Genomic DNA, 23,358 nt, shown 5'->3' with positions numbered 1-23,358 from the left:
CCCCTTATCATTTGCGCACGGGCGACCCGCATCCTTGTCCGGATGCGTCAATCGGCAATCGGGCGGATTGCGCAGGCCAAAGCCGAGATGCTAACGCGGAAGGCGAATCTCCGAACGGGACAATCCTGTCTTCGCTCGATAATTTGAAAAGGCCGGAGGAACCGTTTGGCTATGGCAGAGGGTCGAAAGACGCTTGGGGCGGTGATGGCCGGTCTGCGTGCACGCAATGGCTGGACGCTCAAGGAAATGAGCGAACGATGCGGCATTCCGGTATCGACGCTGTCGAAGGTCGAGCACGACCGGCTGTCGCTGACATACGACAAGCTCCAGCAACTCGGCGAGCGCCTCAACCTGAGTATGGCCGACCTGTTCGCCGAACAGGAAGAGGCGCCTGCACCGATCCTCGGGCGCCGCAGCATCGGGGCGATCGACAAGGCGTTGCGCGTCGATACGCCGAACTATGAATATTATTACGTCTGCACCGAATTGCGGCACAAGCGCATGGTGCCGATCATCACGCGCATCCATGCGAAATCGATCGAGGAATTCGGCGAGCTCGTCCGTCACAGCGGCGAGGAGTTCATCTATGTCGTCGAAGGGACGCTGACCGTCCACACCGAATATTACGATCCGATCGAGCTACAGGCGGGCGAGTCCATCTACATCGATTCAGGAATGGGGCACGCCTATGTCTGCGGTCCCGGTTCGACCGAAACGCTGACCGTCGGGGTGATGTCGAGCGCCGACGAAGATCTGTCGCACCTGATCTACGAAGCGCACCATCGCCTGTCATCCCCGGCAGGCGCGGCGAAAAAGTCGCCCGCCTAGCCGGTCCATTCGGTGGCCGGTGCCGCGCGATCAGCGGCGGCACATATGGCGCAATGCCTGGCCCGGCCGCGCGCCGGTCATCTTGCCGGCACGCAGCACGGGCACCCCGTTGACGATGACGTCGTCGATGCCGGTGGTCGCGGCCAAGGGCTTTTCCCAGCTGGCCCCTTCGGCGACCGTGTCGGCGTCGAAAATGGCGATGTCGGCGCGCAGTCCTTCGCGCAGAACGCCGCGGTCGGTCAGCCCCATGCGCTGCGCCGGCCACGACGTCATCTTTCGCACCGCATCCTCCAGCGTCAGTATTTTCCGTTCGCGGACATAGCGGCCCAAAATGCGCGGAAAGGTGCCATAGGCGCGCGGATGGGGCAGGCCGATCGCATCGACCTCGCCAAAGGTGGCAGCGGCGCCGGCGTCGGTTCCGATGCTGACCCACGGCCTTTGCAGCGCCAGGTCGATATCGCCCTCGTCCATCATGAAGAACAGGCCATAGGCACGATTGGGCAGCGCGCCGAGGACGATGTCCCACGCGGCGTCGGCGGGGTCCTTGCCCAGCGCCTTGCCGATCGCGACCATGCTCTGGCCGCGAAACCGGTCCATCTGTGGATCATAGGCGTTCGCGAGCGTAATATGATCCCAGCCGCCCGACGCTTCGACCAGGTTCGACCAGCCTGGTTGCGATCCGGCTGCTACCTCTCGCTTCAACCGTTCGCGCACTTCGGGATCGCGCAGCTTCTCGAACCCGGCCTTCGCCCCGTCCGCAAAGAGCCGGTTGGGAACGGTGATCTCCAGCCCGGTGCCCCCCGCGGTATAGGGATACAGGTCGGCCGCGATGTCGACGCCGCGCGCCCGCGCTTCGGCGATCCGGTCGAGCGCCCTGGGCATCAACTGGCCGGCGAGCGGCCGATAGGCGGCCTTCAGGTGAAAGATTTCGACCTTGGCGCCGCTGCGTTCCCCGATCGCGATCGCTTCATCGATCGCGTCGATCAGCTTCGCGCTCTCGTCGCGCATATGCGTGGCGTAAAAGCCGCCGCATTTTCCGGCTTCGGACGCGAGCGCGACGATCTCGTCGGTCGACTGAAAGCTGTTGGGCGGATAGATGAGCGCCGAGGATACGCCGAACGCCCCGTTGTTCATCGCCACAGCGGTTTCGGCTTTCATCGCGTCGAGCTGCGTCGCGTTGGGTGTACCCGCGCCATCGCCCATCACCTTCATGCGCGGCTGGGCGATATTGTAATAGCTGCCGAAATTGATCGCGATGCCGGTCTTTTCCAGACCGTCGAAATAGGCGCCGATGTCGGCGGCCTCGACAGGTGTGCCGCCTTCGCCGCCAATCGCGGTGGTCACGCCCATCCGGACCTTGTTCTCGGCCGCGCCATTCTTGCGCAGCACCTCGCCCGACTGGTCCATCATGTCGATGAAGCCCGGCGCGACGTACCGGCCCGTCGCGTCGATCTCTTCGCGACCCCGCCCGGTGACCCGACCGATGCGGGCGATCCGTCCGCCCTCGATCGCCACGTCGCCCGATACCCACGGATTGCCTGCGCCGTCGAGCAGGCGGCCGCCGCGAATGACGAGGTCATAGGCGGGTTGGGGCGAGGCGGCGCCGAGCAGCAGGACCGCCGCGAACGGCATGAAAATTTTCATCGTCACGTCTCCCCATCGTCGGGACGGGCCGGGCGATCGGGCGCCGCCCGGCCCCACGTCTTCACCAGTTGGCGCCAAGGCTGATCAGGTTGAAGGCGAGCGCCGTCCACAGCAGGAAGAAGGCGGCAATCGCCAGCAACACGCTCCAGAGCCGACCGAACCAGCCACGCGGACCCCGGAAGGCGAGCCAGGCGTTCCAGATGGCGAGACCCAGCAGGCCCGGAAAGACCAGGATACCCAAGATCTGCGCGAACCAGATCAGGCCGACCGGTGTCACGAACTTTTCGATCATCGTCAGGGCGGCGATCCAGCAACCGATGACGAGGAACGCCAACCATGCGAACAGCCGCACCGCGCGATAGGCCGAGCGATCGCGCCCCGCGAGTGCGAGCGACTGGCCGTAGCGGCGGCGATTGATCGCCCCGACCGGCCAGGCAAGAGCGGTCAGCGCGATGACCGCCAGGCCGGCGATCAACACCGGCATCAGCCAGGCCGTGTCCTTGTAGGCGGGAACGGGGTCCCACACCATGATCGGTGCATAGTCGCCATAGAATATGCGGACGACCTTGCCGTTCTCGACCTTGGCGGCAAAGGTGGCCCGGTCGTACATCGATTGCCAGATGAACGGCTTTACCTCGACCCATTTGCGATCGCCGCCGCCGATCGTCTTGAACGGGGTCGTCAGATTGCCGTCCTTGTCGACACCGATCTTCACCTGCGAAGCGAGGCCCATCATCGCGGCCCAGTTTTCGACCGCGGCGCGGCTGGTGGCATAGGTGCCCGCGACCATCGCGGCATGGTCCCTTGCCGTGGGCAGGGCGACCGGGGCAGCCTGGGGCGCCGGGAAATAGCGGTCCGCGAAATCCTGCACCAACGCTTCGCGGATCGGCCCGACCGCGCCGTCCTTGCCGACGCTGTTCATCGAAATATAAATGCCGGTGTCCTTCGACGGAAAGAGGACGAGATCCGAGTGGAACCACATCGTGTCGCCGCCGTGCGCAATCGCGCTCAACCCGTTGATCTTCTGCTCGTAGAATCCGTGCATCATCCGCGGCAGACCGGGCAGCGGCTCGTTGGCGGGCGAGTGCATCAACCGGGCCGTTTCGGGCTTTAGCAGCGGTCCTCCGTCTTCAAGGTGCGCGATCATGAATTTCGCCATGTCGCCGCCGCTGATCGACGAGCTGCCGGCCGGCGGGACCGATACATATTCGAACGCCTTCGCTTCGCCCGATCCGACCTGGTAGCCCGTGGCCATAAAGGGCTGGAGCGCCTTGGGAAGCGGCTGGCGGAAGGTCGCATACTTCATCCCGAGCGGGGTGAAGATCCGCTGCTCGATATAGTCGTCATAGGGCACACCGGACACGCGCTGGACGATGTAGCCGGCGAGCGCGGTGGCATAGTTGGAATAAGCGGGGGTCGATCCCGGAGCATAAACGCGCGCCGGAACCCATCGCTTCAGCACGGCTTCCAGCGACGGCGGCGGCCCCTTGTCGGTGATCAGGTCGCGGCCCGCCTCCTCGAAGCCCGGGGTGTGCGTCATGATATTGGTCATCGTGATCGGCTTGCCGTGGAAGGGCGGGATCTTGAAATCGAGATAGGTGTTCACGTCGGCGTCGAGATCGATCTTGCCCGCCTCGACCTGCTGCATCACCGCGGTCCAGGTAAACAGCTTCGACACCGACCCCGGCCGGAACAGCGTCGTCGCCGGATCGACCGGCTTGCGCGAGGCGACGTCGGCATAGCCGAAACCGCGCTGCGTCAGCACCTCGCCGTCCTTGACGATCACGACGACAGCGCCGGCGACATCGCCGCGCGCGAGCGCATAGGGCATGAAACCGTCGAGCCAGGTGTCGGCATCGTCCCGCGTCAGTGCATGGGCGCTTCCGTCGCGGGCGGGACGCGGTGCGGCGGCGGGGCTGCTATCGGCCACGGGTACCGCCACCGGCCCGGTTGCCTGCTGCGCTGCGGTGACGCCGCCGACGAGCGTCAGCGCCGCCGCGGCGACATATTTCCACCATGCCATGACTTTCCCCTTTTCCTGCTTGTTGGTCTTGCAAAGAAGATCGCGGGCAGAGTCAGCGCGGAAGGCTGCTCCGGACCGCCCGCCCCGGGAAGCGGTTGGCCGTGACATGGCCATCGTGCGCCATCACCTGGCCGCTCACGAGGACATAGGCGATCCCGGTCGACGCCTGCATCGGCTTTTCGAACGTCGCGCGGTCGCGGATCTTGGCGGGGTCGAAGATGGTGATGTCGGCATCGGCCCCCTCTGCGATCCGGCCTTTCCGGGCCATCTGGGGCGACACGGCTTCCAGCCGGCGGGCGGGCATGATCGTCATCTTGGCGATCGCCGCCGGCAGGTCGAGTAGCTTGCGCTCGCGCACATAGCGGCCGAGCACGCGCGAAAAGGTCCCGGCTCCGCGCGGATGCTCGCCTTCGGTCGTCCACGGCATGCCGTCGGAGGCGATCGATACCAGCGGGTCGGCGATCGCCTGGTCGACGACTTCGGACGGAATGATGTGGATGACCACCGCCGCTTCGGGCTGCTCCGCCCGGAAGCGGTCGAATGTCTCCTTGGTCAGTCGCTCGCCGGTTGCGGGCCACTGGATATCGCCATAATCGGCTCCGCCGTTGCGCTCCTGCCACCCGTCGGCAAAGAAGTTCGAGCCGATGGCGGTGCTGCCGGCGGTATAGGGATAGGCTTCGGTCGTCACGTCGACCCCGCGTGCACGCGCGCCTCTTATCAACTCCAGGATCACCGGGGTGTCGCGCAGTCCCGTCGACGCGACATGGACGATTTGCAGCGACGCGCCGGTGGTCGCGGCGTCGGCCAGCACTTCCTGCGCGACGGCGGTCGGCACGCCGCTCGCCTGATCGAGCGGTCTCGACCGGACGTGGACGAAAACCGGCGCCTTCGTCCGCGCCGCACCCTGAAAGACGCGAAAAATCTCGCGCCGTCCGGCGCCCGGCACATATTCGAGGCCGATGCCATAGCCCAGCGCACCGGCCGCAACCTCGCGATCGAGCACTTCGACGATCCGGCTTTCCTGTTCGGGAGTCGCCCCCTTTACCAGCATCGCCGGGTCGGCGGTCACCTGGCCCTCTACGGTCGAGCCGCAGCGCTTGTCCGACATGACCTCCAGCCGCGCGCAGATGTGCGAGGCCGACGCGCCGAAGTTGATCAGCGCCTTGCCTTCCATTCGGCGATACAGGGCCGAAACCGGGGCGGTGCCGATTTCCATGTCGATTGCGGTGGTAACCCCGTCGAGGAGCTGGAACCGTTCGGCAAGCGGGTCCTGGCCATGCGCGTGCAGGTCGATGAAACCCGGCGCGACGACAAGGCCCTTCGCGTCGATCCGGTGCTTTCCTTCAAGCGCAGCGGTAGAAATCGCCGCTACGGTTCCGCCGTTGATCCCGACGTTGGCAATCTCGTCGCGTCCGCTTGCCGGGTCGATGACCCGACCGCCGGCTATGACGAGGTCATAGTCGGCGGCCGAGGCCACGCCGGGAGCAAGCGTGAAGGCGATCGCAAGGGCCGCGGCGGCCGTCGATAATGTGCGCCGCCGCATCGGTCAGAACTTCGCCTTGGCGCCGACCGAGAAATAGCGCCCGATCGTGTCATAGTTCGGGTTGTTGTAGACTAGCAGCGGCGGATCGCGGTCGAACAGGTTGTTGACGTTGGCAAAGAAGGTGAAATCCTCCGTCGCCTTGAACCGGAGCCCCAGGTCGATGTAGGTCCGGCTCGCAATGTCGTTGTTCAGGATCGACTGTCCGTTCGGGCCGATCTGGGTGCTATACAGGCCTCCGTCGACATAGCGTGCGCGAAGGTCGACCCCGAAGTCGTCGGTCTCATAGCCGACGGTTCCGGTTACCCGCCACTTCGGCGTAGAGAAGTTCGTTTCCCCGCCCACGATGCCGGCGCGATCGGTCGTTCGCACGCCGTCGTCGATCAGCAGTTCGAAAACATGCGTGGCCAAGGCGCGGAGCGAGAGCATGCCGTTGCCCAGCGGCTTGCGGAACGACGCTTCGATATCGATTCCGCGCGTTTTATACTGGGCAAGGTTGCGATTGGTCCGCGAAACGAAATCGATTGCGCCGCTGTCGGTGCGCGCGATCAGGCCGCCGCAGGTCGGGTCGTCCGGCGTCGCGGCGTAGCAGGTGTCGAGGACGTCCTGCGCGAGCAGGGTCACGATGACATTGTCGATCTTGATCTCGTAATAATCGACCGAAAGCCGCAGGCCCGATGCGAAACTCGGGGAATAGGAGCCGCCGAGCGTCAGCGTGTGCGATACTTCGGGGGTCAGGTCGGGGTTGCCGCCGACATAGCTGACGACATTGGCCTGCACCGCATTACCGCGATAGGGGTCGGCGACATTGCCGATATTGGTCCCGCGAGCGAGGAAATATTCGCTGATGCTGGGCGACCGGATGTCGCGCGAATAGACGGCGCGCAGCAGCAGATCGTCGACCAGGCGCAGCGTGGTACCGCCCTTCCACGACCAGATGCCGCCGCTGGTGCTATAGTCCGAATAGCGCGCCGCGCCGTTGATTTCGAGCTTGGCCGCGCCCGGGATGTCGAGCAGCGGCACGTTGATTTCGCCGAACACTTCCTTGACGTCGAACTTGCCGTTGGTCGGGGCATAGTTCAGCGTCGCGAGCGCGCCCGCCTCCGAAAGCGGATCGATATAGTCGGTGGTGAATTTCTCCCAGCGAAAGTCGGTGCCGAAGGCGATGTCGACCGGCCCCGCCCAGGTCGAAAAGGGCTGGCCCTGGATCGCGGCGCCGGCGGCGTCGAGCTTGGTCGTGGTGATCGACTGCCCCGCGCCAAAGGCATAGGCGATGGCCTCGGGCGAGATATTGCCGTTGCCGAGCAGGTCGATCGGTGCACATGCGGCATCGTCGTTGGTGGTGTCGGCATCGGCATTCACACGGCACGTCGGCACCCCGCCCACGAGCACCGCGTCGATCGCCTTGTTGAATCGTGCCGAAATGCGCTGGTTATAGAGCGACTGGTTGTTGCGCAGCTCCCCGTGATCATAATAGGCGTTATAGCTCCAGCCGCCGCCGAGATTGCCCTCGACCCCGATCGCACCCTCGATATTGCGGCGGACATAGCGATAGCTCAGATATTTAGCCGACCCGACATCGTCCATGATCCGCCCGAGAACGAAGGGATAGGTGACGTCCGCCGCGGCGAGCTGGTCGCGCGCGGTCTGGGTCAGGAAAGCATTGTCTTCCTGGACGACGACGATGGGGGTTTCCGGGAAGAAGCCATAGTTGGCCGACATGCGGTTAAAGCTGCCTTCGACCCAGACCTTGGCGGCATCGCTGAATTCATAGCTCGCACGGGCGAAGAGATTGGCGCGCTTGTAGGGCGAGCTTACGGCGACATAATCATAGATGTTCTGGCCGCCACCGCCGACGGTGAACTGACCCACGGTCTCGCTGCCGAGCGGGAAGGGGGCAACCGACCCGTCGGGATTGAAAACAAGATTATAGGGCGCGGCGCCAAGGTTCAGGATCGACCCGCCGTTGTTGATGATGGTGTAGTTGACGTCGCGGGTCAGGACGAGCTGGCCGTCGGCGCGAGTGAACAGCCCGCCTTCCATGTTCGGGCGGCTCTTGCGATCGAAGGCGCCCAGTTCCTGCGTATAGTCGCCACCGACCATGAAATGACCCCGGTCGTCGGCGAAATGCGTTCCCCAGGCCAGATTAGCGCCATAGCGCTGCGCGTCGCCGCGCGACGATATGCCGCCATCGATGCCGCCTTGCAGGCCGGTCAGGTCGTCCTTCAGGATGATGTTGACGACACCCGCGACCGCGCCGGATCCCCATGCCGCCGAGGCGCCGCCGGTCACGACGTCGACGCGTTCGATCAGCGCCTGCGGAACCGTATTGAGATCGGCCGATCCGTTGAAACGATGGCCGTTGAGCAAGGTCAGCGTCCGGTTCGAGCCCAGGCTGCGCAGGTCTGCGGCAGAGGTCGAGCTGCTGGTGTTGCCCGTCGTGGTCGCGGGGCTGAACGTCGCGCGGAACGCCGGCATGTCGGTCAGGACCTGCGCGATGCTTGGGCGATTGCCCTGCCGCAGTTCGTCTTCGCCTATGACCGTGGTCGGCGTCGGTGCGTCGAAACCCGACCGCTGGATGCGCGATCCGGAGACAACGATCTCGTTTTCCGCACGGGCGGCTTCGTCTTCCGACGTCTGGGCCGACGCGGGCGAGGTCGCTGCCAACAACGACAACGCGCTTCCCGCATACCAAATTGCACGACTCGCTCTCATGATAGTCCCCTTCATCGGTGGACGGACGCCTCTTCGATGAACCACGCCTCCCTGGCGACGCTGGCGCTTCTTCGTCCCTATTGAACCCGGCGGGATAGGATCATGCCTAAAAAGAAAATTCAATCCTAATCAGGATAAAAATGTCATTTTTATGATGGCTTTTGCGGCTTTTCGTTGCAAAACCGATGGTTAAGGCTGCGGGGTCGGCACCAAATGATAGGCGACATGGGGCTGGGATGCGAAACCCAGCCGCGGATCGGCGGCATCGCCATAGAATCGCAGCTGGTCATAGGGGCCGCCTTCGCGGGTTCCCGTCGCCTGCTCATAGAGGTTCGGGCCGATCTGTTCCCATGCGGTCTTCTCGCCGTGGGCTTCGACCAGCACGGTGTGGTCGCCGATCGCCGACAGCTTGATGTCGCCGGCAGGGTCGGCGGGCCGGCTATAATCGCGCCGGTTCGAACGATAGGAACCGAGCGGCGGGCGTTCCGCGGCCCCCGTCCAGCGTTTTGCCGGTTGTTGGGGGAACAGCCGGCCGATGATCGCGTCGCTGAGTTCGGTGCGCGCGCCATAGCTGCCCTGGCCGCCGGTATAGGATACGAAAAAGCCGAACCCCTTTTCGGGTGCCAGCAGGAGGTACGAGTGGAAGTCCATCGTATTGCCGCCATGACCCACGAGCCGGGGACCCGCTTCGCGCGCGACCATGAAGCCGTGGGCCATGCCGGGGAGGCCCGGCGTGTTCGCCACCGAATCGCTTTCGAGCAGCGCGACCGACTCGGGGGTCAGGATGCGTTTGCCGTCCAGGCTGCCGTTGCCCAGGATCGCCAGCATGAAGCGCGCCATGTCGGGGGCGGTCGATGCCGCCGAACCCGCCGGCATGATCTTGTCATAGCGTTCATAGGGCTTGGGCTTGAACCGGCCGTCGACGACGTCATAGCCTAGCGCCATATGCGCCGCATTCTCCCCGCTCAGCGGTTCGACGAAGGTCGTGTGCGTCATGCCGAGCGGCTGGAATATATGCCTGGTCACATAGTCGGGAAACGCCTCGCCCGAAACGCGTTCGACGATATAGCCCGCCAGCGACGCGCCATAGTTCGAATAGGACACTTCAGTTCCCGGCGCCCATAGCCGCTCGGGCATGTGCGTCTTCAGGAACGATTGATAGGTTTCGGGCTTCGCCCATTCCGCTTCGTCATAGCGCAGGTCGCTCATCCCCGGCGTGTGCGAAAACAGGTCGCGCACCCGGACCGGCTGGCCCTCGAAGGGCGGGATGGTGAAATCGATATAGGTGTTCACGTCGGCGTCGAGGTCGACCTTGCCAGCCTCGACCTGCTGCATCAGGCTGGTCCAGGTAATCAGCTTGGACACCGAACCGGGGCGGAATAGCGTCGTCTGGCCGTCGACCTTCACGCCCTTGGCGATGTCGGCGAAGCCATAGCCGCGCGTGAAGAGGACCTTGCCCTCGTGGACGACGGTGACGACTGCGCCCGCGACTTCGCGGGTGGCCAGTTGCTGCGCAAGCACCCCGTCGATGAAATCATCAAGTCCCGCCAGGCGTCCGGCATCGATTGCGACGGTGGTGGTGGGCGTCTGAGGCGCCGCGATGGCAGGAACGCCGCTGAGCGACACGCCTATCGAAAGCGCGATGGCGAAGCGTGACATGCCGCGAGAAGTGGAAAAAATTTTCATAATAGGCACCATTTCTCTTTACAGGATTATTTCATCATCCACAATCGCGGGCGCAAATCAACCAAGATAGGGGTGGCTCATGCAGAAAAATTCCCACTTGTCGCGTCGCGCGATGCTGACGCGGAGCGCAGCGCTGGCCGCAACGGCCTTTCCGATGGTCAACTTCGGCTTGTCGCAGGCGCATGCCGCCTCGCCGCGGCGCTTTGCAACGCGAGTCGTCGACCTGGTGCGCGAGGCGACCGTCATCGACATGCTGGCACCCCTGACGCTCGATTTCCGCCCGGAGGTGTTTGCCGAGCCGATCGGTGAGCAATGGGCAGCCGATTTTCGCGCGAGCGGAATCACGGGCTTTCACAATTCGGTCGGGATCGGCGGCCCCGATGCTTATGAAAACACGCTCAGCTTCCTGCTCGCCTGGACCGGCTTCACCGCCCGGAACCCGCATGTGTTCGAAGGCGTAGGCCGCGCCACAGACCTCGATCGCGCAAAGGCCGACGGCAAATGCGCGGTCATCATGGGGCTTCAGAACAGCGATCATTTCCGCACCGCGGCCGACGTGAAAACCTTCTACCAGCTCGGCCAGCGTGTGTCGCAGCTCACCTATAACAGCCAGAATCTCATCGGCGCGGGGTGCACCGACCGCATCGACGGCGGACTGTCCGACTATGGCGTCCAGATCGTCGCGGAGATGGACAAGGTCGGCATGCTCGTCGACACTTCGCATTGCGGCGACAAGACGACGCTCGACGCGATCGCGGCGGCCGAGGGTCCGATCGCGATCACGCACAGCAATGTGCGCGCGCTCAACAACCACCCGCGCACCAAGACCGACGAGGCGATCAGGGCGCTTGGCGCGAAGGGCGGGGTGATGGGCATTACCGGGGTGCGCAACTTCCTGACCGCGAAGGAGCCGACGACGGTTGCGAACATCGTCGACCAGATCGACCACGTCGGAAAGCTGATCGGCTTCGACAAGGTCGGCATCGGGTCCGACGCCGACCTTTACGGCTATGACGATATGGAGCCCAAGGCCTATGCCCAGCTCAAGGCGGCGTACAAAGGCAGCTATGCCTTTCGCGACAAGATCGACACCGACGGTTTCGACGATCCGCTCAAATTTTACAGCCTGACCGAAGAGATGGTGCGGCGCGGCTATTCGGACGAGCAGGTTCACGGTGTCCTTGGCGCCAACTTTCGCCGCCTGCTGGGGCAGGTCTGGAAATAGGCGTCGATGAAATCAGGGAGAGAAACGCAATGAAAACGGGCATTACAGTCATCGGGGCGATGCTGGCGGCGCTCGCCGTGCCCGCCTGGGCGGACGATGCTGCGATTGCCGCGGCGATCGACCGGGCGGCGGAGCAGGCGGTTGCGGCGGGGGAAAGTCCCGGCTTGCAGGTTGCGGTCTACAAGGATGGCAAGCCGCTTCTCGTCAAGGGCTATGGTTTGGGCAATATCGAGCTCGGCACGCAGGTCGACAACGACAGCGTGTTCCGCATCGGGTCGGTAACGAAGCAGTTCACCGCCGCCGCGCTGCTCAAGCTTCAGGAAGAGGGCAAGCTGTCGCTCGACGACCATCTTTCGGATTATTATCCCGACTATCCGCGCGCCGCCGACGTCACGCTCAAGCAGATGCTGCATCACACCTCGGGCATCCACAGCTATACCGACGACGAGAGCTTTCTGGCGCAAGCAGCGCTGACGAAGACGACCGACGAATGGATCGCCTATTTCGCAAAGATGCCCAAGCATCAGGATTTCGAACCGGGGACCGACTGGTATTACAGCAACACCGCCTATTTCCTGCTCGGCGGCATCGTCGAAAAGGTAGAAGGCAAGCCGCTCGCGGACGTACTCGAGGCGCGCTTCTTCGGACCGTTGAAGCTCGACCACACCGCGCTCGACGATGAGCGCGCGATCGTACCGGGCCGCGTCGCCGGATATGAAGGCGAGCCCGGAAAATATCGCAACGCCGCGCCGATCTCGATGACGATTCCGGGCGGCGCAGGCGCGATGCGGTCGACCGCCGACGATCTGGCGCACTGGAACGCCGCACTGTTCGGCGGCAAGGTGCTGGCGCCGGCCTCCTTTGCGGCGATGACCGCGCCCGGGCGGCTGAACGACGGGGCGACCAGCGGCACGGCTATGGCGAAGGCGGAGGGGATGCCCGCCGGCGAATATGGCTATGCGCTGTTCCTGTCGGATATGGAGGGGCATCGGAAGGTTGCGCACGGCGGCGGCATCTTCGGTTTCAACAGTTCGCTGTCCGAATTTCCCGATGACCATGTCACCGTTGCGGTGATCGCCAATTCGATCGGCAAAGATCTGGGCGCGCGCATGGTGGCACAGCGGATCGAGCGCATCGCGCTTGAGCTTCCGCCGCAACCGGCCGAAGATCCCGCCGCGAAGAAATAAGGAACATCGCGATGACCCTTTTCCGATCGACGTCCCGTTTCGCCCGCTCGCTTCTCCTCGCCTCGGCGATCGCCGGCCTGTCGGCGGCGGCTGCAACCGCCGAACCCGATATCGCGGCCGATGTGCTGATTCGCGGCGGCACCATTTATGACGGTGGCGGGGGCAGCCCCTATGTCGGCGATGTGTTGATTCGCGGCGACCGCATTGTCGCCGTCACGCACGGTGCCTCGGGCGCCAGCGCCGGGACGACGGTCGACGCCACGGGGCTCGCGGTGGCGCCCGGCTTCATCAACATGCTCAGTTGGGCGACCGAATCGCTTTTGCTCGACGGGCGGGGCATGTCGGACCTCAAGCAGGGCGTGACGCTGGAGGTGATGGGCGAAGGCTGGTCGATGGGTCCGATGACGCCCGAAATGAAGGCACTGGCGGTGCAGCGACAGGGCGATTTCAAATATGAGATTCCCTGGACGACGCTGGGCAATTATCTCGATTATCTCGCGGACAAGGGGATATCCCCCAATATCGCGTCGTTCGTCGGCGCCGGAACGGTGCGCGTCAATGTCCTCGGCGAGGGCGATGTCGATCCCGATGCGGCGCAGCTCGACCGGATGCGCGGCCTTGTGCATCAGGCGATGCAGGAGGGCGCGATGGGGGTCGGCTCGGCGCTGATCTATGCGCCCAATGCCTATGCGGAGACCCCCGAGCTCGTCGCGCTGGCGACCGAAGCCGCGCGCTGCGGTGGCATGTATATCAGCCATATGCGCTCCGAAGGGGACCATATCGAGGAGGCGGTCGACGAACTGATCGAAATCAGCCGCAAGAGTGGCGCTCCGGCAGAAATCTATCATCTGAAATTCGGCGGCAAGGCGAACTGGGGCAAATATGACGCGATCATCGCCAAGGTCGAAGCGGCTCGCAAGGCTGGTCAACGGATCACGGCCGATATGTACACCTACACCGCCGGCGCGACGGGGCTCGACGCGGCCATGCCGACCTGGGTGCAGGCTGGCGGCTACGAGCAATGGGCCGAGCGGCTCAAAGATCCGAAGGTCCGCGCCCGAGTGATTGCCGAAATGAAGGCGCCGGGCAAGGATTGGGAAAATCTGTATAATGCAGCGGGAACGCCCGACAATCTGCTGTTGCTCGCATTCAAAAATCCGGACTTGCGCCAATATACCGGCAAGACGCTGGGCGAGGTGGCAAAGCTGCGCGGTACCTCGCCGGAGCAAACCGCGATCGACCTGGTGATCGAGGATGGCAGCCGGGTCGGGACCGCCTATTTCTTGATGAGTGAGGACAATGTCCGCAAGGCGGTCGACCTGCCGTGGATGTCGTTCGGGTCGGACGAAGAAGCGGCGGCGCCCGAGGGCCTGTTCCTCAACGCCAGGCACCATCCGCGTGCCTATGGCAATGTCGCGCGCCTGCTCGGCAAATATGTCCGCGATGAAAAGGCGACGACGCTGGAGAGCGCGATCCGGCGCCTGACCAGCCTGCCTGCCGGCAATCTGGGCATACGCGACCGGGGCTCGCTCAAATCGGGCTATTATGCCGATGTCGTGCTGTTCGATCCGGCAACCGTCCAGGATCATGCGACCTTCGAGACGCCCGACCGGTACGCGACGGGGGTGCGCGACGTGTTCGTCAACGGGGTTCAGGTGATCAAGGACGGGGCTCATAGCGGTGCGACGCCCGGCCGTGTCGTGCGGGGCCCCGGCTGGACCGGCTGGCCCGGTGGCGGCGCGTGCGCCGGTTAGCGATTCAGGGACGCCGATCGACCGTGCGCCTGGCCCCTATGGTCCGGCCAGGCGTTGGGTGATACGGCATCAGCTTTCGAAGCGGCGGATGCTTTCAAGATCGCCGGGCGCGAGCGGCGGGGCGAACCATATGCCGGCGCGATCGCCGCGCGACCAGCGGACGACGCCGCGGCGCTTGATGTCGCCGCTCAGCACGAGCAGCAACTCGGCGCCGGTTTCGATCGCGCCTTCGTGGATGATGCCCGCGCCGTTCTGCGACAGGTTTTCGATCTCGACGTCATGGTCGCCATCGTCAGTGACCGCGACGGCGCGGCCGTGCACGGGAAGGCGCGGGGGGCGATAGTCGCCCGATTGCCGTTCCGCGGCCAGATGGCGCAGGATTTCGAGGGCATCGACGGGCTCGTTGAACTCGACCCCGCATCGTCCGTCGCGCGCCCAGACCACTTTGCCGGTCAGCACGATTGCGTCGGACAGCGCGATCTGCAGCGGCTCGCCGGTCGTGACATCGACCGTCGTCGCCAGCATCATGCCGTTGTTCGATATGTTGCGTACGCGCCACAGGCCCGCATCGCTTTCACGCGCGATCTTGGCGATACGGAACACCGTGCAATGGCGGTTTGCTTCGCGCCGGTCGTCGCCCAGCGCCGCGGAATCCAGGGGGACGCTGTTGGGCGCATTGGGGATATTCATAGGCTTCTCCTCATCGCTGCGTACCCAGGTGAGTCCGTAGAGACCTATGTAATTTACGGACATTTTTTACGTTATTAAGCCGATTCTGTCGATATTTTATTATTTATGAAGGGGGTAGTTTAACGTCTCGTTTAATCTTCCATTTATTGACCCGATTACGGATGCTTGGCCGCGATGGCGAGCCTCTGTGAGGGGGTCGGGATATAGGGGCGATTGCGTATCAATCCGGGGCACCTGTGCGCCAGCCCCGCCGCGGCGCGTTGGGGGCGGTCGGGCGCAAGGCTTTGCTTGCCAAGCCATCGGCGGACGGCTAAAGGCCGCTTTCACTCGGACAGATGCGCCGTTTTCCTCCGCCTTTCACCGGCCCGGCCGGGGAGGGTGGGCGGACTATTGCCCGAAACGCGCTTGACGCGGCAGGGACGGCAACCCATCTGGCCTTCGAATTGAACGCACAAGGACAGGACGATCGACATGGCCAGGCCCAAGATTGGCGAATTCGTCAACCAGGTGAAGACCGAGGCCGGCAAGATCGTGTGGCCGACCGGCCGCGAAACGGTGCAGACGACGATCATGGTGCTGATCATGACGACGATCCTCGCCTTCTTCTTCCTTGGCGTCGACACGGTTTTCAACGCGATCGTCAACTGGTTGACGTCGCTCGCGCGCTGATACGGCGCGGTTACAGGCATTTTTCCAGGGACAGGACACAAATGGCGCGCTGGTACATCATTCACGCCTATTCGGGTTTCGAGAACAAGGTTCGCGATTCGGTGATCTCCGAAGCCGAACGCATGGGCCTCAGCGACTTCGTCGAGGCGGTCGAAGTGCCGGTGGAGACCGTCACCGAAGTCAAGCGCGGCAAGAAGGTTCAGGCCGAGCGGAAATTCTTCCCCGGCTATGTTCTCGCCAAGCTGACGATGAGCGACGACGTCTATCACCTCGTCAAGAACACACCGAAGGTCACGGGCTTCCTCGGGTCGTCGGGAAAACCGCAGCCGATCAGCGAGGCCGAAGCCGCGCGCATCCTCAATAGCAAGGAAGAGGCCGCGGCGCGTCCGAAGACCGAGATCCGCGTCGATTACGAGATCGGCGACCAGGTCAAGGTGCTCGAAGGGCCGTTCGCCAGCTTCAACGGCGTCGTCGAGGAACTCGACTTCGACAAGGCGCGCGTCAAGGTGTCGGTGTCGATCTTCGGTCGCGCGACCCCCGTCGAGCTCGATTTCGAGCAGGTCGAACGCATGAAGTGACGACCCTGCCGGTCGTCATTCCCGCAACGGATAGGAACCGCTAATGAGCCTCTCTCCGGCAGAGATTCAGGCTCGCATCGCGCGCGCGCAAGAGATCAACGCGAGCGTCGATGTCGCAAAGGTCGTGGGCGCCGTCGCGCGGCTGTTCACGCTCGACCCGGTTCCGGGTCTCGAGGACGAGTTCACCTTTCCCGCGCTCCCCACGACCTCGCGCCAGCGCATCTTCGGCGGGCAGGTGATCGCGCAGGCGATGGTCGCTGCCGCGCGCACCGTCGATGCCGACAAGGACGTTCATTCGCTCCACGCCTATTTCCTGCGCGGCGGCGACGAGACCAAGCCGCTCCATTTCCGCGTCCACCGCGACTTCGACGGCCGCAGCTTTGCGAACCGCCGCGTCGTCGTGCGGCAGGACGGCAAGGTGATCTTCAACCTCACCGCGTCGTTCCAGCGTCCGTCGCCCGGCCTTGCGCACCAGGTGCCGATGCCCGACCTCATGCCGCCCGAGGAATGCCGCGATTTTCTGGAAACCATCGCCGCCGACCCCGGCGTGTCCGAGGAATCCTTTGCGCATATGGCGCGGCGCCGGCCGTTCGAACTGCGCAATCATCGCCCGGCTGCCGACGCGCAGGCGACCCAGCACTACCAGTGGTTCCGCATCGCGGCGCCGGTCGGCGACGATCCGCTGATCCACCGCGCCTTCCTGGCCTTTGCCTCCGACATGGGTCTGCTGTCCTCGGCGATGTTGCCGCACGGGCTTAACTGGTCGACTCCGGGGCTGTTCTCGACCAGCCTCGATCATGCGATGTGGTTCCACGCCGACATCCGCGTCGACGAATGGTTCGTCTATGTGATGGACAGCGACTGGTCGGGCGGCAGCCGCGGGATCAACCGCGGCTCGATCTATCGCCAGGACGGCACGCTGATCGCCTCGACGGTGCAGGAAGGCCTGCTGCGTTACGACCCGGCTGGCTGAGCCCGCCAAAAAGCTTGCGTTTCGGCCGCGTTGGGGCTAACCGCGCCGCTTCGCATCGGGCAAGGGTGCGATTCCGCGCGGGAGGAGGGCCGATATCCCTCCGCTGGACCGCTTATTTTGAGGTCTTTCCCCTTGGGTAAGGACCGATAGAAAGAAAGGAGGCCATCATGGCCAAGAAGATCAGCGGCTATATCAAGCTGCAGGTGCCCGCCGGCACCGCCAACCCGTCGCCGCCGCTCGGGCCGGCGCTCGGTCAGCGCGGCGTCAACATCATGGAATTCTGCAAGGCGTTCAACGCCGCGACCGACGGCATGGACAAGGGCACTCCGACCCCGACCATCATCACCGTCTATGCGGACAAGAGCTTCTCGTTCGTCACCAAGACGCCCCCGGCGACCTACCTCATCAAGAAGGCCGCGAACCTGAAGTCGGGGTCCAAGGAGCCCGGCAAGATCAGCGGCGGCAAGATCGCGCGCTCGAAGCTCAGCGAGATCGCCGAGATCAAGATGAAGGATCTGAACGCCAACGACATCGAACAGGCGACGAAGATCATCGAAGGCAGCGCCCGCTCGATGGGCCTCGAAGTGACGGAGGGCTGATCCCATGGCAAAGCTGACCAAGAAGCAGAAGGCCCTCGAGGGCAAGGTCGACGCGTTGAAGCTCCACGCGGTCGATGAAGCGATCAAGACCGTGCGCGAACTGGCTTCGACCAAGTTCGACGAAACGATGGAAATCGCGATGAACCTGGGCGTCGACCCGCGCCACGCCGACCAGATGGTCCGCGGCGTCGTCACGCTGCCCGCGGGCACCGGCAAGGACGTCAAGGTCGCGGTCTTCGCGCGCGGCGACAAAGCCGAGGAAGCGCTGAAGGCAGGCGCCGACAAGGTCGGAGCCGAGGACCTGATGGAAGACATGCAGGCCGGCAACCTCGACTATGGCCGCGTCATCGCGACGCCTGACATGATGGGCATCGTCGGCCGTCTGGGCAAGGTGCTGGGTCCGAAGGGCCTGATGCCGAACCCGAAGCTGGGCACCGTCACCCCCAACGTCACCGAAGCCGTGAAGGCGGCCAAGGGCGGCCAGATCGAATTCCGCGTCGAAAAGGCCGGGATCATCCATGCGGGCCTCGGCAAGCTGTCGTTCGGCGAGGAAAAGCTGCGCCAGAACTTCGACGCCTTCGTCGACGCGATCGTCAAGGCGAAGCCTTCGGGCGCCAAGGGCAAGTACGTCCGCAAGATCGCCCTGTCGTCGTCGATGGGCCCGGGCGTGAAGGTCGACACCGCCGAAATCGGCGCCTGATCGATCCGCTCAGCAATTCAGGAAAGGGCCGGGGGAAACTCCGGCCCTTTTCTTTTGGGCAGCGGGGGGCCTTGCCGTCTGCGGTCGTCGCGGGCGGGGGGACGTTTCAAAGTTCAGTAAAGTTCAGCCTTGTGCAGCCGCCGACGGGTCGCGTTCGCGTCGGTATACCGTGACCGCCTTTACCCCTGTCGAAAGAGCCGAGACGGAGGCTGGCACAGGCGAGCCATGTAGGACAGCGGTTTTTTTGCGGCGGATGTCCGATTCGGGGTGGGAAGCTGACAGACTCGCTGGTTCTTTTTATGTCAAGTCGGCGGAGGATGCGGCGGATTCAGGACGCACCGGCCGGCGTTCGCCATTGCGAGACGACGGCGAGCTATTCGCTCGGCCTTGTTGATAGCACCGGCAAAATCGGCCTTTCCTTCAATAAGCACGGCTCTCTTCGGTCCCTCCAATTTCTCGAAGGAGATCTTATAATATCCGCTACGCTTTAGGCTCCTCATACACTCGCGTCCTCGCAGCAGTGACTCCCGGACGAATATGCCATTAAGCGGATAAGGCTGGATCGACGTATCGCCTATCAGAATGACCTCTTCGCCGCAGGAAAAAGTCATTGAATTAATAGGGAAATTCTCTTTTCCGAAAAGTTTGCGGAAATTATAGAAGTGGATGGAATGATATCCATCGTCGGTCAGCGGCGCTCTAAATCCGAAATTTATGTTGGGGGAGTCTATGCCGAGATCGCCCTTATCCGGCCGGATATGGGTCCGGGGGATGCGGTAATTGATGCTAATGTTCGGACCTGCACCCCGGTTCAGGAAGATCGAAATAGTGAAAGAGCCATATTGCGCTTCGTCGTTGCAGTTTTCCATCCCGGACGAAGCCGGAGTGAGTTGGGCGGCGGCAAAGGCGGCGAGGACGGGCAAAATCTGCATTCGCAACCTTCCTGATCAGCATTCGTGTCAGGTGATAGCTACTACCCGCATATCTCGCATCCGTTAACGTCCACAATCGGTCGTCACCCGACGCTCTCAATCTGCCTCGCGAAACTCGATCAAATCCCACTTGTTGCCATACAGGTCGAGGAACACGGCGACCGTCCCATAGTCCGCCTCCATCGGCTCGCGAACGAAGGTCACGCCGGCTTCGCGAAAGCGGCGGTAGTCGCGCGCGAAATCGTCGGTGCGCAGGAACAGGAAGACGCGGCCGCCCGACTGGTCGCCGATGAAGCGCGCCTGCTCTTCATTCGCGGCGCGGGCGAGCAGGATTGTCGCGCCGCCTTCGGGATTGCCCGGCGGCGCGACGACGACCCAGCGCTTGTCCTGTTCGGGCTGATAGTCGTCGGCGATCAGCGTGAAGCCGAGCTTGCCGACAAAAAAGGCGATCGCCTCGTCATAATCGCGCACGACGAGCGCGACATACGCGAGCGATTGGCGCGTCATTCGCGCAGCCCCCGCAGCGCAGCGCCTGCCGCGAACGGGCCGATCGCGGTGAGGAGCAGACTGACCGCCGCGAGCAGCTTCGCCGCGCCGCGTCCCGAGGGGTCGAGCATCCCCGCACCGAAGATCAGCAGCGGCACCGCGAGCGGCAGGATCAGCAGGCCGCCGATCGCGCTGCCGCCTTTCAGGTTCGCGGTCAGCGCCGCGCTCAGCACCGCAAGCGCGGCGAGCGCCGGGATCGCGATCGCGAGCCCCGTCGCAATCGTGGCAACCCGCGCGCCGTCCTGTGCGAGCAGCGCCGCCGCGGGCAGCAGCGCGATCAGCAGCGGGAGGCCAAAGCCGATCGCATGCGCGGCGATCTTGACCGCGGCAATGGCCTCGTCGGCGAAGCCGCGCACGGCGAGCTGGTCGAGCACCCCCGCCTCGCGGTCGGGGCGCACCAGCCGATCGATCGGCAGCAGCGCCGCGAGCAGCGCCGCCACCCACAGCATCCCGCCGCCGGTCTTTGCCAGCAGCGGCGCGTCGGGGCCGACCGCGAAAGGAAAGGCGGTCGCGACGAGCAGGAAGAAGACGACCGGAATCCACAGCGCCCCGCTGCCCCACGCGCGGCGCAGGTCGCGCCAGAACAGGGCGATGAGGGCGGTCATGGACGCATTCCCCTAGTCCCGCCCCGCCACATCCGTTCGTGCTGAGCGTGTTGACGCACCGTCCTTCTTCTTGAAGCGGAAGGAAAGAACCGCCCTTCGACAAGCTCAGGGCAAACGGATTGGCAGGGATGCCGGTTCACGCCAGTTCCCCCATGTCGAGCTCCGCCACATCGGCCAGCCCCAGGCTGAAATGCGACGCCAGCAAGACCGCACCGCCGCCCGCGCGGTGCGCGGCGATCGCGGCGACGAGCAAGCCTCGCGCGCGGTCGTCCATGCCATTGGCGGGCTCGTCGAGCAACCAGATCGGCGCGCCGCTCGCAACCACGCGCGCCATCGCGCCGCGCTTGCGCTGGCCGGTCGACAGCATGCCGACGGGGACATCGGAGAGGGGAGCAAGCGCCATCGCCTCCATCGCGCGGTCGACCGCATGGCCATCGACGGTATCGACCCGCGCCCAGAAATCGAGCGCGCGGCGCAGCGGCACTTCCGGATCGAGCGCCGCCGCCTCGTCGATCAGCGCGCAGCGTTCGCGGCGCGCCACCGTCCCCGCGGCGGGACGCAGCAGACCGGCGGCGAGCCGGATCAGGCTGGACTTGCCCGCGCCGTTGGGGCCGCGCAGCCACAGCGCCTGGCCGCGCGACAGCGTCAGCGACAGCTGCTCGAACAACAGCCGGTCGCCGCGGATGCACGCCACCCGGTCGAGCTGCAACAACTCGGCCATCAGGCCATGTCTTCCAGTGCGTGCATATCGTCGTCGGAGAATCCGAAATGATGACCGATCTCGTGGATCAGCACATGGCGCACCAGCCAGTCGAGCCGCTCGCCGCCCTCGATCCATTCGACCAGGATCGGCAGGCGATAGAGAGTCACGCGGTCGGGCATGCCGCCGCTCATCTCGATGCTGCGTTCGGTGAGCGGGCGCCCTTCGTAAAGCCCGGTCAGGTCATAGGGGTGTTCGATGTCGAGCGAGGCGAGAATTTCGTCGCCCGCGACCTCCTCGATCGCGACCACCACGCCCTCGATATGCGGCTTGAAGACGTCGGGCAGCACCGCCAGTGCCGCCTCGGCCATCGCACGGAACGCATCGGCGTCGGGCGCGGTGCCGGCCCAGCCGGCGGAGGGATCGCGAAGGGCGGTCTTGTCGCTCATCGCGCCCACCCTTATGGCGAGCTTACAGGCATTACCAGCGGGAGAACGCAGATGGTCCAGAAACTCGACGATGCGGCACGCGCCGCGCTGCTCGCCCGCTTCCCCGAATGGACGCACGAACCGGCGCGCGATGCGATCACGCGCCGCTTCAGCTTCGCCGATTTCGCGCAGGCGTTCGGTTTCATGGCGAGCGTCGCGATCATCGCCGAAAAGATGGACCATCATCCCGAATGGTCGAACGTCTATAACCGCGTCGACATCCTGCTGACCACGCACGATGCGGACGGGCTGTCGGAGCGCGACGCAAAGCTCGCCGAGGCGATCGAGGCGCTGGTCTAGGTCTGCCGCCATGCTGCGCTTCGACCGCTCGCAGCAAGGTCTCGCCATCGGCATTTCGGCGCTCGCGGGGTTCGTCGACGCGCTCGGCTTCGTCGAATCCTCGGGCTTCTTCGTCTCGTTCATGACCGGCAATTCGACGCGGCTCGCCGTCGGCGCCGCGGAAGGAACGTGCGCCGGGCTCGTCGCGGGCGCGATCATCCTGTTGTTCGTCGGCGGGGTGGTAACGGGGTCGCTCGTCGGAGCGCGGTTCGCCGCGCGCCGGGCGCGGGCGGTATTGGCGCTCGTGACCGCCTTGCTCGCAGCCGCGACGGCGCTGCGGTTCGCGGGTCTGCAGATCCCGGCGATCGCCGGCCTCGCGGTGGCGATGGGTGCGGTGAATGCGACGTTGCAGGGCCGGGACGGATCGGTCGTCGGGGTGACCTATATGACCGGAACGCTGGTCCAGATGGGGCAGAAAATGGCGAACCGGCTGCGCGGTTCCGGCGACGGGCGCTGGGTGCCCCACTTGCTGTTGTGGGCGGGCCTGGTGCTTGGCGCGGTTGCGGGCGCGTGGACGGTGCTGCGCGCGCCCGCGATCGGCTATGCGCTCGCGGTGGCGTTCGCGGCCGCGCTGACGCTGCGCGCGGCCACGAACGGCGCACCAGCCTAAACCGCCCGCCAGTCGAAGGTCAGCGGCGCCTCGCGAAAGGCGAAGCGGTCGAGGTGACGGGCGAGAACGCCCTTCAGCCCCTCGAGCTGCGCCTCGCTGCTCGCGTCGAGCCGCACCGCGAGCGCCTCGGCCCCCGCGTCGAGCGTCGCCAGCCCGTCGCCCGGCCAGTCGGCCCCGCGCGCATCCTTGGGGAAGGTCACGGTGCCGTGCTCCGGGGTGAATTCGACCGCCAGATTATGCTGCCAATGTTTGCAAAGCTGTTGGAGATATTTGCTCGCGTGCGCGGTCGGCACGTCGGCGATGGCGGAAATCGTCATTCGTCGTTCC

At 64.5% G+C, this 23,358-nt stretch carries 23 protein-coding genes; 11 read left to right on the top strand and 12 right to left on the bottom strand.

Annotated elements, in window-relative coordinates:
* The first annotated feature begins 171 nt into the window (after positions 1-171).
* Entirely contained in the window at positions 172-828 is a 657-nt protein-coding gene (locus tag AC58D2_RS04065; RefSeq protein WP_497387587.1) for a helix-turn-helix domain-containing protein, read from the top strand.
* Between the two features lie 30 nt (positions 829-858).
* On the opposite strand, the gene AC58D2_RS04060 is transcribed toward AC58D2_RS04065, so the two are convergent.
* The 5 genes from AC58D2_RS04060 to AC58D2_RS04040 form a co-directional block, all read right to left on the bottom strand.
* The gene (locus tag AC58D2_RS04060; RefSeq protein ID WP_497387585.1) at positions 859-2,472 is read right to left on the bottom strand and encodes an N-acyl-D-amino-acid deacylase family protein; all 1,614 of its coding nucleotides are present in this window, start codon (positions 2,470-2,472) and stop codon (positions 859-861) included.
* Between the two features lie 61 nt (positions 2,473-2,533).
* Positions 2,534-4,495, bottom strand: coding sequence for a serine hydrolase domain-containing protein (locus AC58D2_RS04055; RefSeq protein ID WP_497387583.1), 1,962 nt, complete (start codon positions 4,493-4,495; stop codon positions 2,534-2,536).
* A 52-nt stretch (positions 4,496-4,547) separates the two neighbouring features.
* Complete coding sequence (locus AC58D2_RS04050; RefSeq protein WP_497387581.1) at positions 4,548-6,038, bottom strand: amidohydrolase family protein; 1,491 nt, start codon at positions 6,036-6,038, stop codon at positions 4,548-4,550.
* Between the two features lie 3 nt (positions 6,039-6,041).
* Entirely contained in the window at positions 6,042-8,702 is a 2,661-nt protein-coding gene (locus AC58D2_RS04045) for a TonB-dependent receptor plug domain-containing protein (protein ID WP_497387579.1), read from the bottom strand.
* 237 nt (positions 8,703-8,939) lie between these two features.
* Complete coding sequence (locus AC58D2_RS04040; RefSeq protein WP_497387577.1) at positions 8,940-10,409, bottom strand: serine hydrolase domain-containing protein; 1,470 nt, start codon at positions 10,407-10,409, stop codon at positions 8,940-8,942.
* Between the two features lie 106 nt (positions 10,410-10,515).
* Between AC58D2_RS04040 and AC58D2_RS04035 the strand changes: the two genes are divergently transcribed.
* The 3 genes from AC58D2_RS04035 to AC58D2_RS04025 are packed head-to-tail and all read left to right on the top strand — an operon-like array spanning position 10,516 to position 14,602.
* Positions 10,516-11,661, top strand: a complete 1,146-nt coding sequence (locus AC58D2_RS04035; RefSeq protein ID WP_497387575.1) for a dipeptidase — start codon at positions 10,516-10,518, stop codon at positions 11,659-11,661.
* Between the two features lie 29 nt (positions 11,662-11,690).
* Positions 11,691-12,848: a serine hydrolase domain-containing protein gene (locus AC58D2_RS04030; RefSeq protein WP_497387573.1), complete on the top strand. Its 1,158-nt coding sequence runs from the start codon at positions 11,691-11,693 to the stop codon at positions 12,846-12,848.
* A gap of 11 nt (positions 12,849-12,859) precedes the next feature.
* Positions 12,860-14,602 carry an N-acyl-D-amino-acid deacylase family protein gene (locus tag AC58D2_RS04025; protein WP_497387571.1) on the top strand — a complete coding sequence of 581 codons (1,743 nt, stop codon included), beginning with the start codon at positions 12,860-12,862 and terminating at the stop codon, positions 14,600-14,602.
* A 69-nt stretch (positions 14,603-14,671) separates the two neighbouring features.
* On the opposite strand, the gene AC58D2_RS04020 is transcribed toward AC58D2_RS04025, so the two are convergent.
* Positions 14,672-15,292, bottom strand: coding sequence for a PilZ domain-containing protein (locus AC58D2_RS04020; RefSeq protein ID WP_497387569.1), 621 nt, complete (start codon positions 15,290-15,292; stop codon positions 14,672-14,674).
* Positions 15,293-15,763: 471 nt separating this feature from the next.
* On the opposite strand from AC58D2_RS04020, the gene secE reads away from it, so the two are divergent.
* The 5 genes from secE to rplA all read left to right on the top strand — a co-directional run bounded on the left by secE (position 15,764) and on the right by rplA (position 18,811).
* Complete coding sequence (gene secE, locus AC58D2_RS04015) at positions 15,764-15,961, top strand: preprotein translocase subunit SecE (RefSeq protein WP_089215037.1); 198 nt, start codon at positions 15,764-15,766, stop codon at positions 15,959-15,961.
* 41 nt (positions 15,962-16,002) lie between these two features.
* Complete coding sequence (gene nusG / locus AC58D2_RS04010) at positions 16,003-16,539, top strand: transcription termination/antitermination protein NusG (RefSeq protein WP_497387566.1); 537 nt, start codon at positions 16,003-16,005, stop codon at positions 16,537-16,539.
* Between the two features lie 43 nt (positions 16,540-16,582).
* The gene (locus AC58D2_RS04005) at positions 16,583-17,512 is read left to right on the top strand and encodes an acyl-CoA thioesterase (protein WP_497387564.1); all 930 of its coding nucleotides are present in this window, start codon (positions 16,583-16,585) and stop codon (positions 17,510-17,512) included.
* 167 nt (positions 17,513-17,679) lie between these two features.
* On the top strand, positions 17,680-18,111 hold the full coding sequence (gene rplK / locus AC58D2_RS04000; protein WP_089215034.1) for a 50S ribosomal protein L11: 432 nt from the start codon (positions 17,680-17,682) through the stop codon (positions 18,109-18,111).
* A gap of 4 nt (positions 18,112-18,115) precedes the next feature.
* Entirely contained in the window at positions 18,116-18,811 is a 696-nt protein-coding gene (gene rplA / locus AC58D2_RS03995) for a 50S ribosomal protein L1 (protein WP_497387562.1), read from the top strand.
* Positions 18,812-19,113: 302 nt separating this feature from the next.
* Here the strand turns inward: rplA and AC58D2_RS03990 are convergent, their stop codons facing one another.
* The 5 genes from AC58D2_RS03990 to AC58D2_RS03970 form a co-directional block, all read right to left on the bottom strand.
* Positions 19,114-19,743, bottom strand: a complete 630-nt coding sequence (locus AC58D2_RS03990; RefSeq protein WP_497387560.1) for a hypothetical protein — start codon at positions 19,741-19,743, stop codon at positions 19,114-19,116.
* A gap of 96 nt (positions 19,744-19,839) precedes the next feature.
* A complete protein-coding gene (locus AC58D2_RS03985; protein ID WP_497387558.1) occupies positions 19,840-20,250 on the bottom strand; it encodes a VOC family protein in 411 nt (136 codons plus the stop codon).
* Positions 20,247-20,894, bottom strand: coding sequence for a heme exporter protein CcmB (locus AC58D2_RS03980; RefSeq protein ID WP_497387556.1), 648 nt, complete (start codon positions 20,892-20,894; stop codon positions 20,247-20,249). Before AC58D2_RS03980 ends, AC58D2_RS03985 begins: the two co-directional genes overlap by 4 nt.
* A gap of 136 nt (positions 20,895-21,030) precedes the next feature.
* Positions 21,031-21,615 (bottom strand): heme ABC exporter ATP-binding protein CcmA, encoded by a 585-nt coding sequence (gene ccmA / locus AC58D2_RS03975; RefSeq protein WP_497387554.1) that lies wholly within the window; start codon positions 21,613-21,615, stop codon positions 21,031-21,033.
* Positions 21,615-22,043, bottom strand: a complete 429-nt coding sequence (locus AC58D2_RS03970; protein ID WP_497387552.1) for a metallopeptidase family protein — start codon at positions 22,041-22,043, stop codon at positions 21,615-21,617. The genes ccmA and AC58D2_RS03970 overlap by 1 nt, the downstream gene beginning before the upstream one ends.
* A 51-nt stretch (positions 22,044-22,094) precedes the next feature.
* Between AC58D2_RS03970 and AC58D2_RS03965 the strand changes: the two genes are divergently transcribed.
* Together AC58D2_RS03965 and AC58D2_RS03960 are read left to right on the top strand one after the other, a co-directional pair.
* Positions 22,095-22,382, top strand: a complete 288-nt coding sequence (locus tag AC58D2_RS03965) for a 4a-hydroxytetrahydrobiopterin dehydratase (protein ID WP_497387550.1) — start codon at positions 22,095-22,097, stop codon at positions 22,380-22,382.
* A 10-nt stretch (positions 22,383-22,392) separates the two neighbouring features.
* Positions 22,393-23,031: a YoaK family protein gene (locus AC58D2_RS03960; protein WP_497387548.1), complete on the top strand. Its 639-nt coding sequence runs from the start codon at positions 22,393-22,395 to the stop codon at positions 23,029-23,031.
* On the opposite strand, the gene AC58D2_RS03955 is transcribed toward AC58D2_RS03960, so the two are convergent.
* Complete coding sequence (locus AC58D2_RS03955; protein ID WP_497387547.1) at positions 23,028-23,348, bottom strand: DUF2218 domain-containing protein; 321 nt, start codon at positions 23,346-23,348, stop codon at positions 23,028-23,030. The genes AC58D2_RS03960 and AC58D2_RS03955 overlap by 4 nt on opposite strands.
* Between the last annotated feature and the right edge of the window lie 10 nt (positions 23,349-23,358).

The sequence above is a fragment of the Sphingopyxis sp. CR5 genome (genome assembly GCF_059693785.1).
The sequence above is the reverse complement of the archived record's forward strand: the minus strand, read 5'-3'. Positions and strand labels throughout refer to the sequence as shown.

Bases quoted from the DNA above. Each gene is read 5' to 3' on its own strand.
- AC58D2_RS04030 (WP_497387573.1), top strand. From the start codon at position 11,691: ATGAAAACGGGCATTACAGTCATCGGGGCGATGCTGGCGGCGCTCGCC.
- AC58D2_RS04035 (WP_497387575.1), top strand. From the start codon at position 10,516: ATGCAGAAAAATTCCCACTTGTCGCGTCGCGCGATGCTGACGCGGAGC.
- AC58D2_RS03955 (WP_497387547.1), bottom strand. From the start codon at position 23,348: ATGACGATTTCCGCCATCGCCGACGTGCCGACCGCGCACGCGAGCAAA.
- secE (WP_089215037.1), top strand. From the start codon at position 15,764: ATGGCCAGGCCCAAGATTGGCGAATTCGTCAACCAGGTGAAGACCGAG.
- AC58D2_RS03965 (WP_497387550.1), top strand. From the start codon at position 22,095: ATGGTCCAGAAACTCGACGATGCGGCACGCGCCGCGCTGCTCGCCCGC.
- AC58D2_RS04065 (WP_497387587.1), top strand. From the start codon at position 172: ATGGCAGAGGGTCGAAAGACGCTTGGGGCGGTGATGGCCGGTCTGCGT.
- ccmA (WP_497387554.1), bottom strand. From the start codon at position 21,615: ATGGCCGAGTTGTTGCAGCTCGACCGGGTGGCGTGCATCCGCGGCGAC.
- AC58D2_RS04060 (WP_497387585.1), bottom strand. From the start codon at position 2,472: ATGAAAATTTTCATGCCGTTCGCGGCGGTCCTGCTGCTCGGCGCCGCC.
- nusG (WP_497387566.1), top strand. From the start codon at position 16,003: ATGGCGCGCTGGTACATCATTCACGCCTATTCGGGTTTCGAGAACAAG.
- AC58D2_RS03985 (WP_497387558.1), bottom strand. From the start codon at position 20,250: ATGACGCGCCAATCGCTCGCGTATGTCGCGCTCGTCGTGCGCGATTAT.
- AC58D2_RS04020 (WP_497387569.1), bottom strand. From the start codon at position 15,292: ATGAATATCCCCAATGCGCCCAACAGCGTCCCCCTGGATTCCGCGGCG.
- AC58D2_RS04055 (WP_497387583.1), bottom strand. From the start codon at position 4,495: ATGGCATGGTGGAAATATGTCGCCGCGGCGGCGCTGACGCTCGTCGGC.
- AC58D2_RS04025 (WP_497387571.1), top strand. From the start codon at position 12,860: ATGACCCTTTTCCGATCGACGTCCCGTTTCGCCCGCTCGCTTCTCCTC.
- AC58D2_RS03980 (WP_497387556.1), bottom strand. From the start codon at position 20,894: ATGACCGCCCTCATCGCCCTGTTCTGGCGCGACCTGCGCCGCGCGTGG.
- rplK (WP_089215034.1), top strand. From the start codon at position 17,680: ATGGCCAAGAAGATCAGCGGCTATATCAAGCTGCAGGTGCCCGCCGGC.
- AC58D2_RS03970 (WP_497387552.1), bottom strand. From the start codon at position 22,043: ATGAGCGACAAGACCGCCCTTCGCGATCCCTCCGCCGGCTGGGCCGGC.
- AC58D2_RS03990 (WP_497387560.1), bottom strand. From the start codon at position 19,743: ATGCAGATTTTGCCCGTCCTCGCCGCCTTTGCCGCCGCCCAACTCACT.
- AC58D2_RS04005 (WP_497387564.1), top strand. From the start codon at position 16,583: ATGAGCCTCTCTCCGGCAGAGATTCAGGCTCGCATCGCGCGCGCGCAA.
- AC58D2_RS04050 (WP_497387581.1), bottom strand. From the start codon at position 6,038: ATGCGGCGGCGCACATTATCGACGGCCGCCGCGGCCCTTGCGATCGCC.
- AC58D2_RS04040 (WP_497387577.1), bottom strand. From the start codon at position 10,409: ATGTCACGCTTCGCCATCGCGCTTTCGATAGGCGTGTCGCTCAGCGGC.
- rplA (WP_497387562.1), top strand. From the start codon at position 18,116: ATGGCAAAGCTGACCAAGAAGCAGAAGGCCCTCGAGGGCAAGGTCGAC.
- AC58D2_RS03960 (WP_497387548.1), top strand. From the start codon at position 22,393: ATGCTGCGCTTCGACCGCTCGCAGCAAGGTCTCGCCATCGGCATTTCG.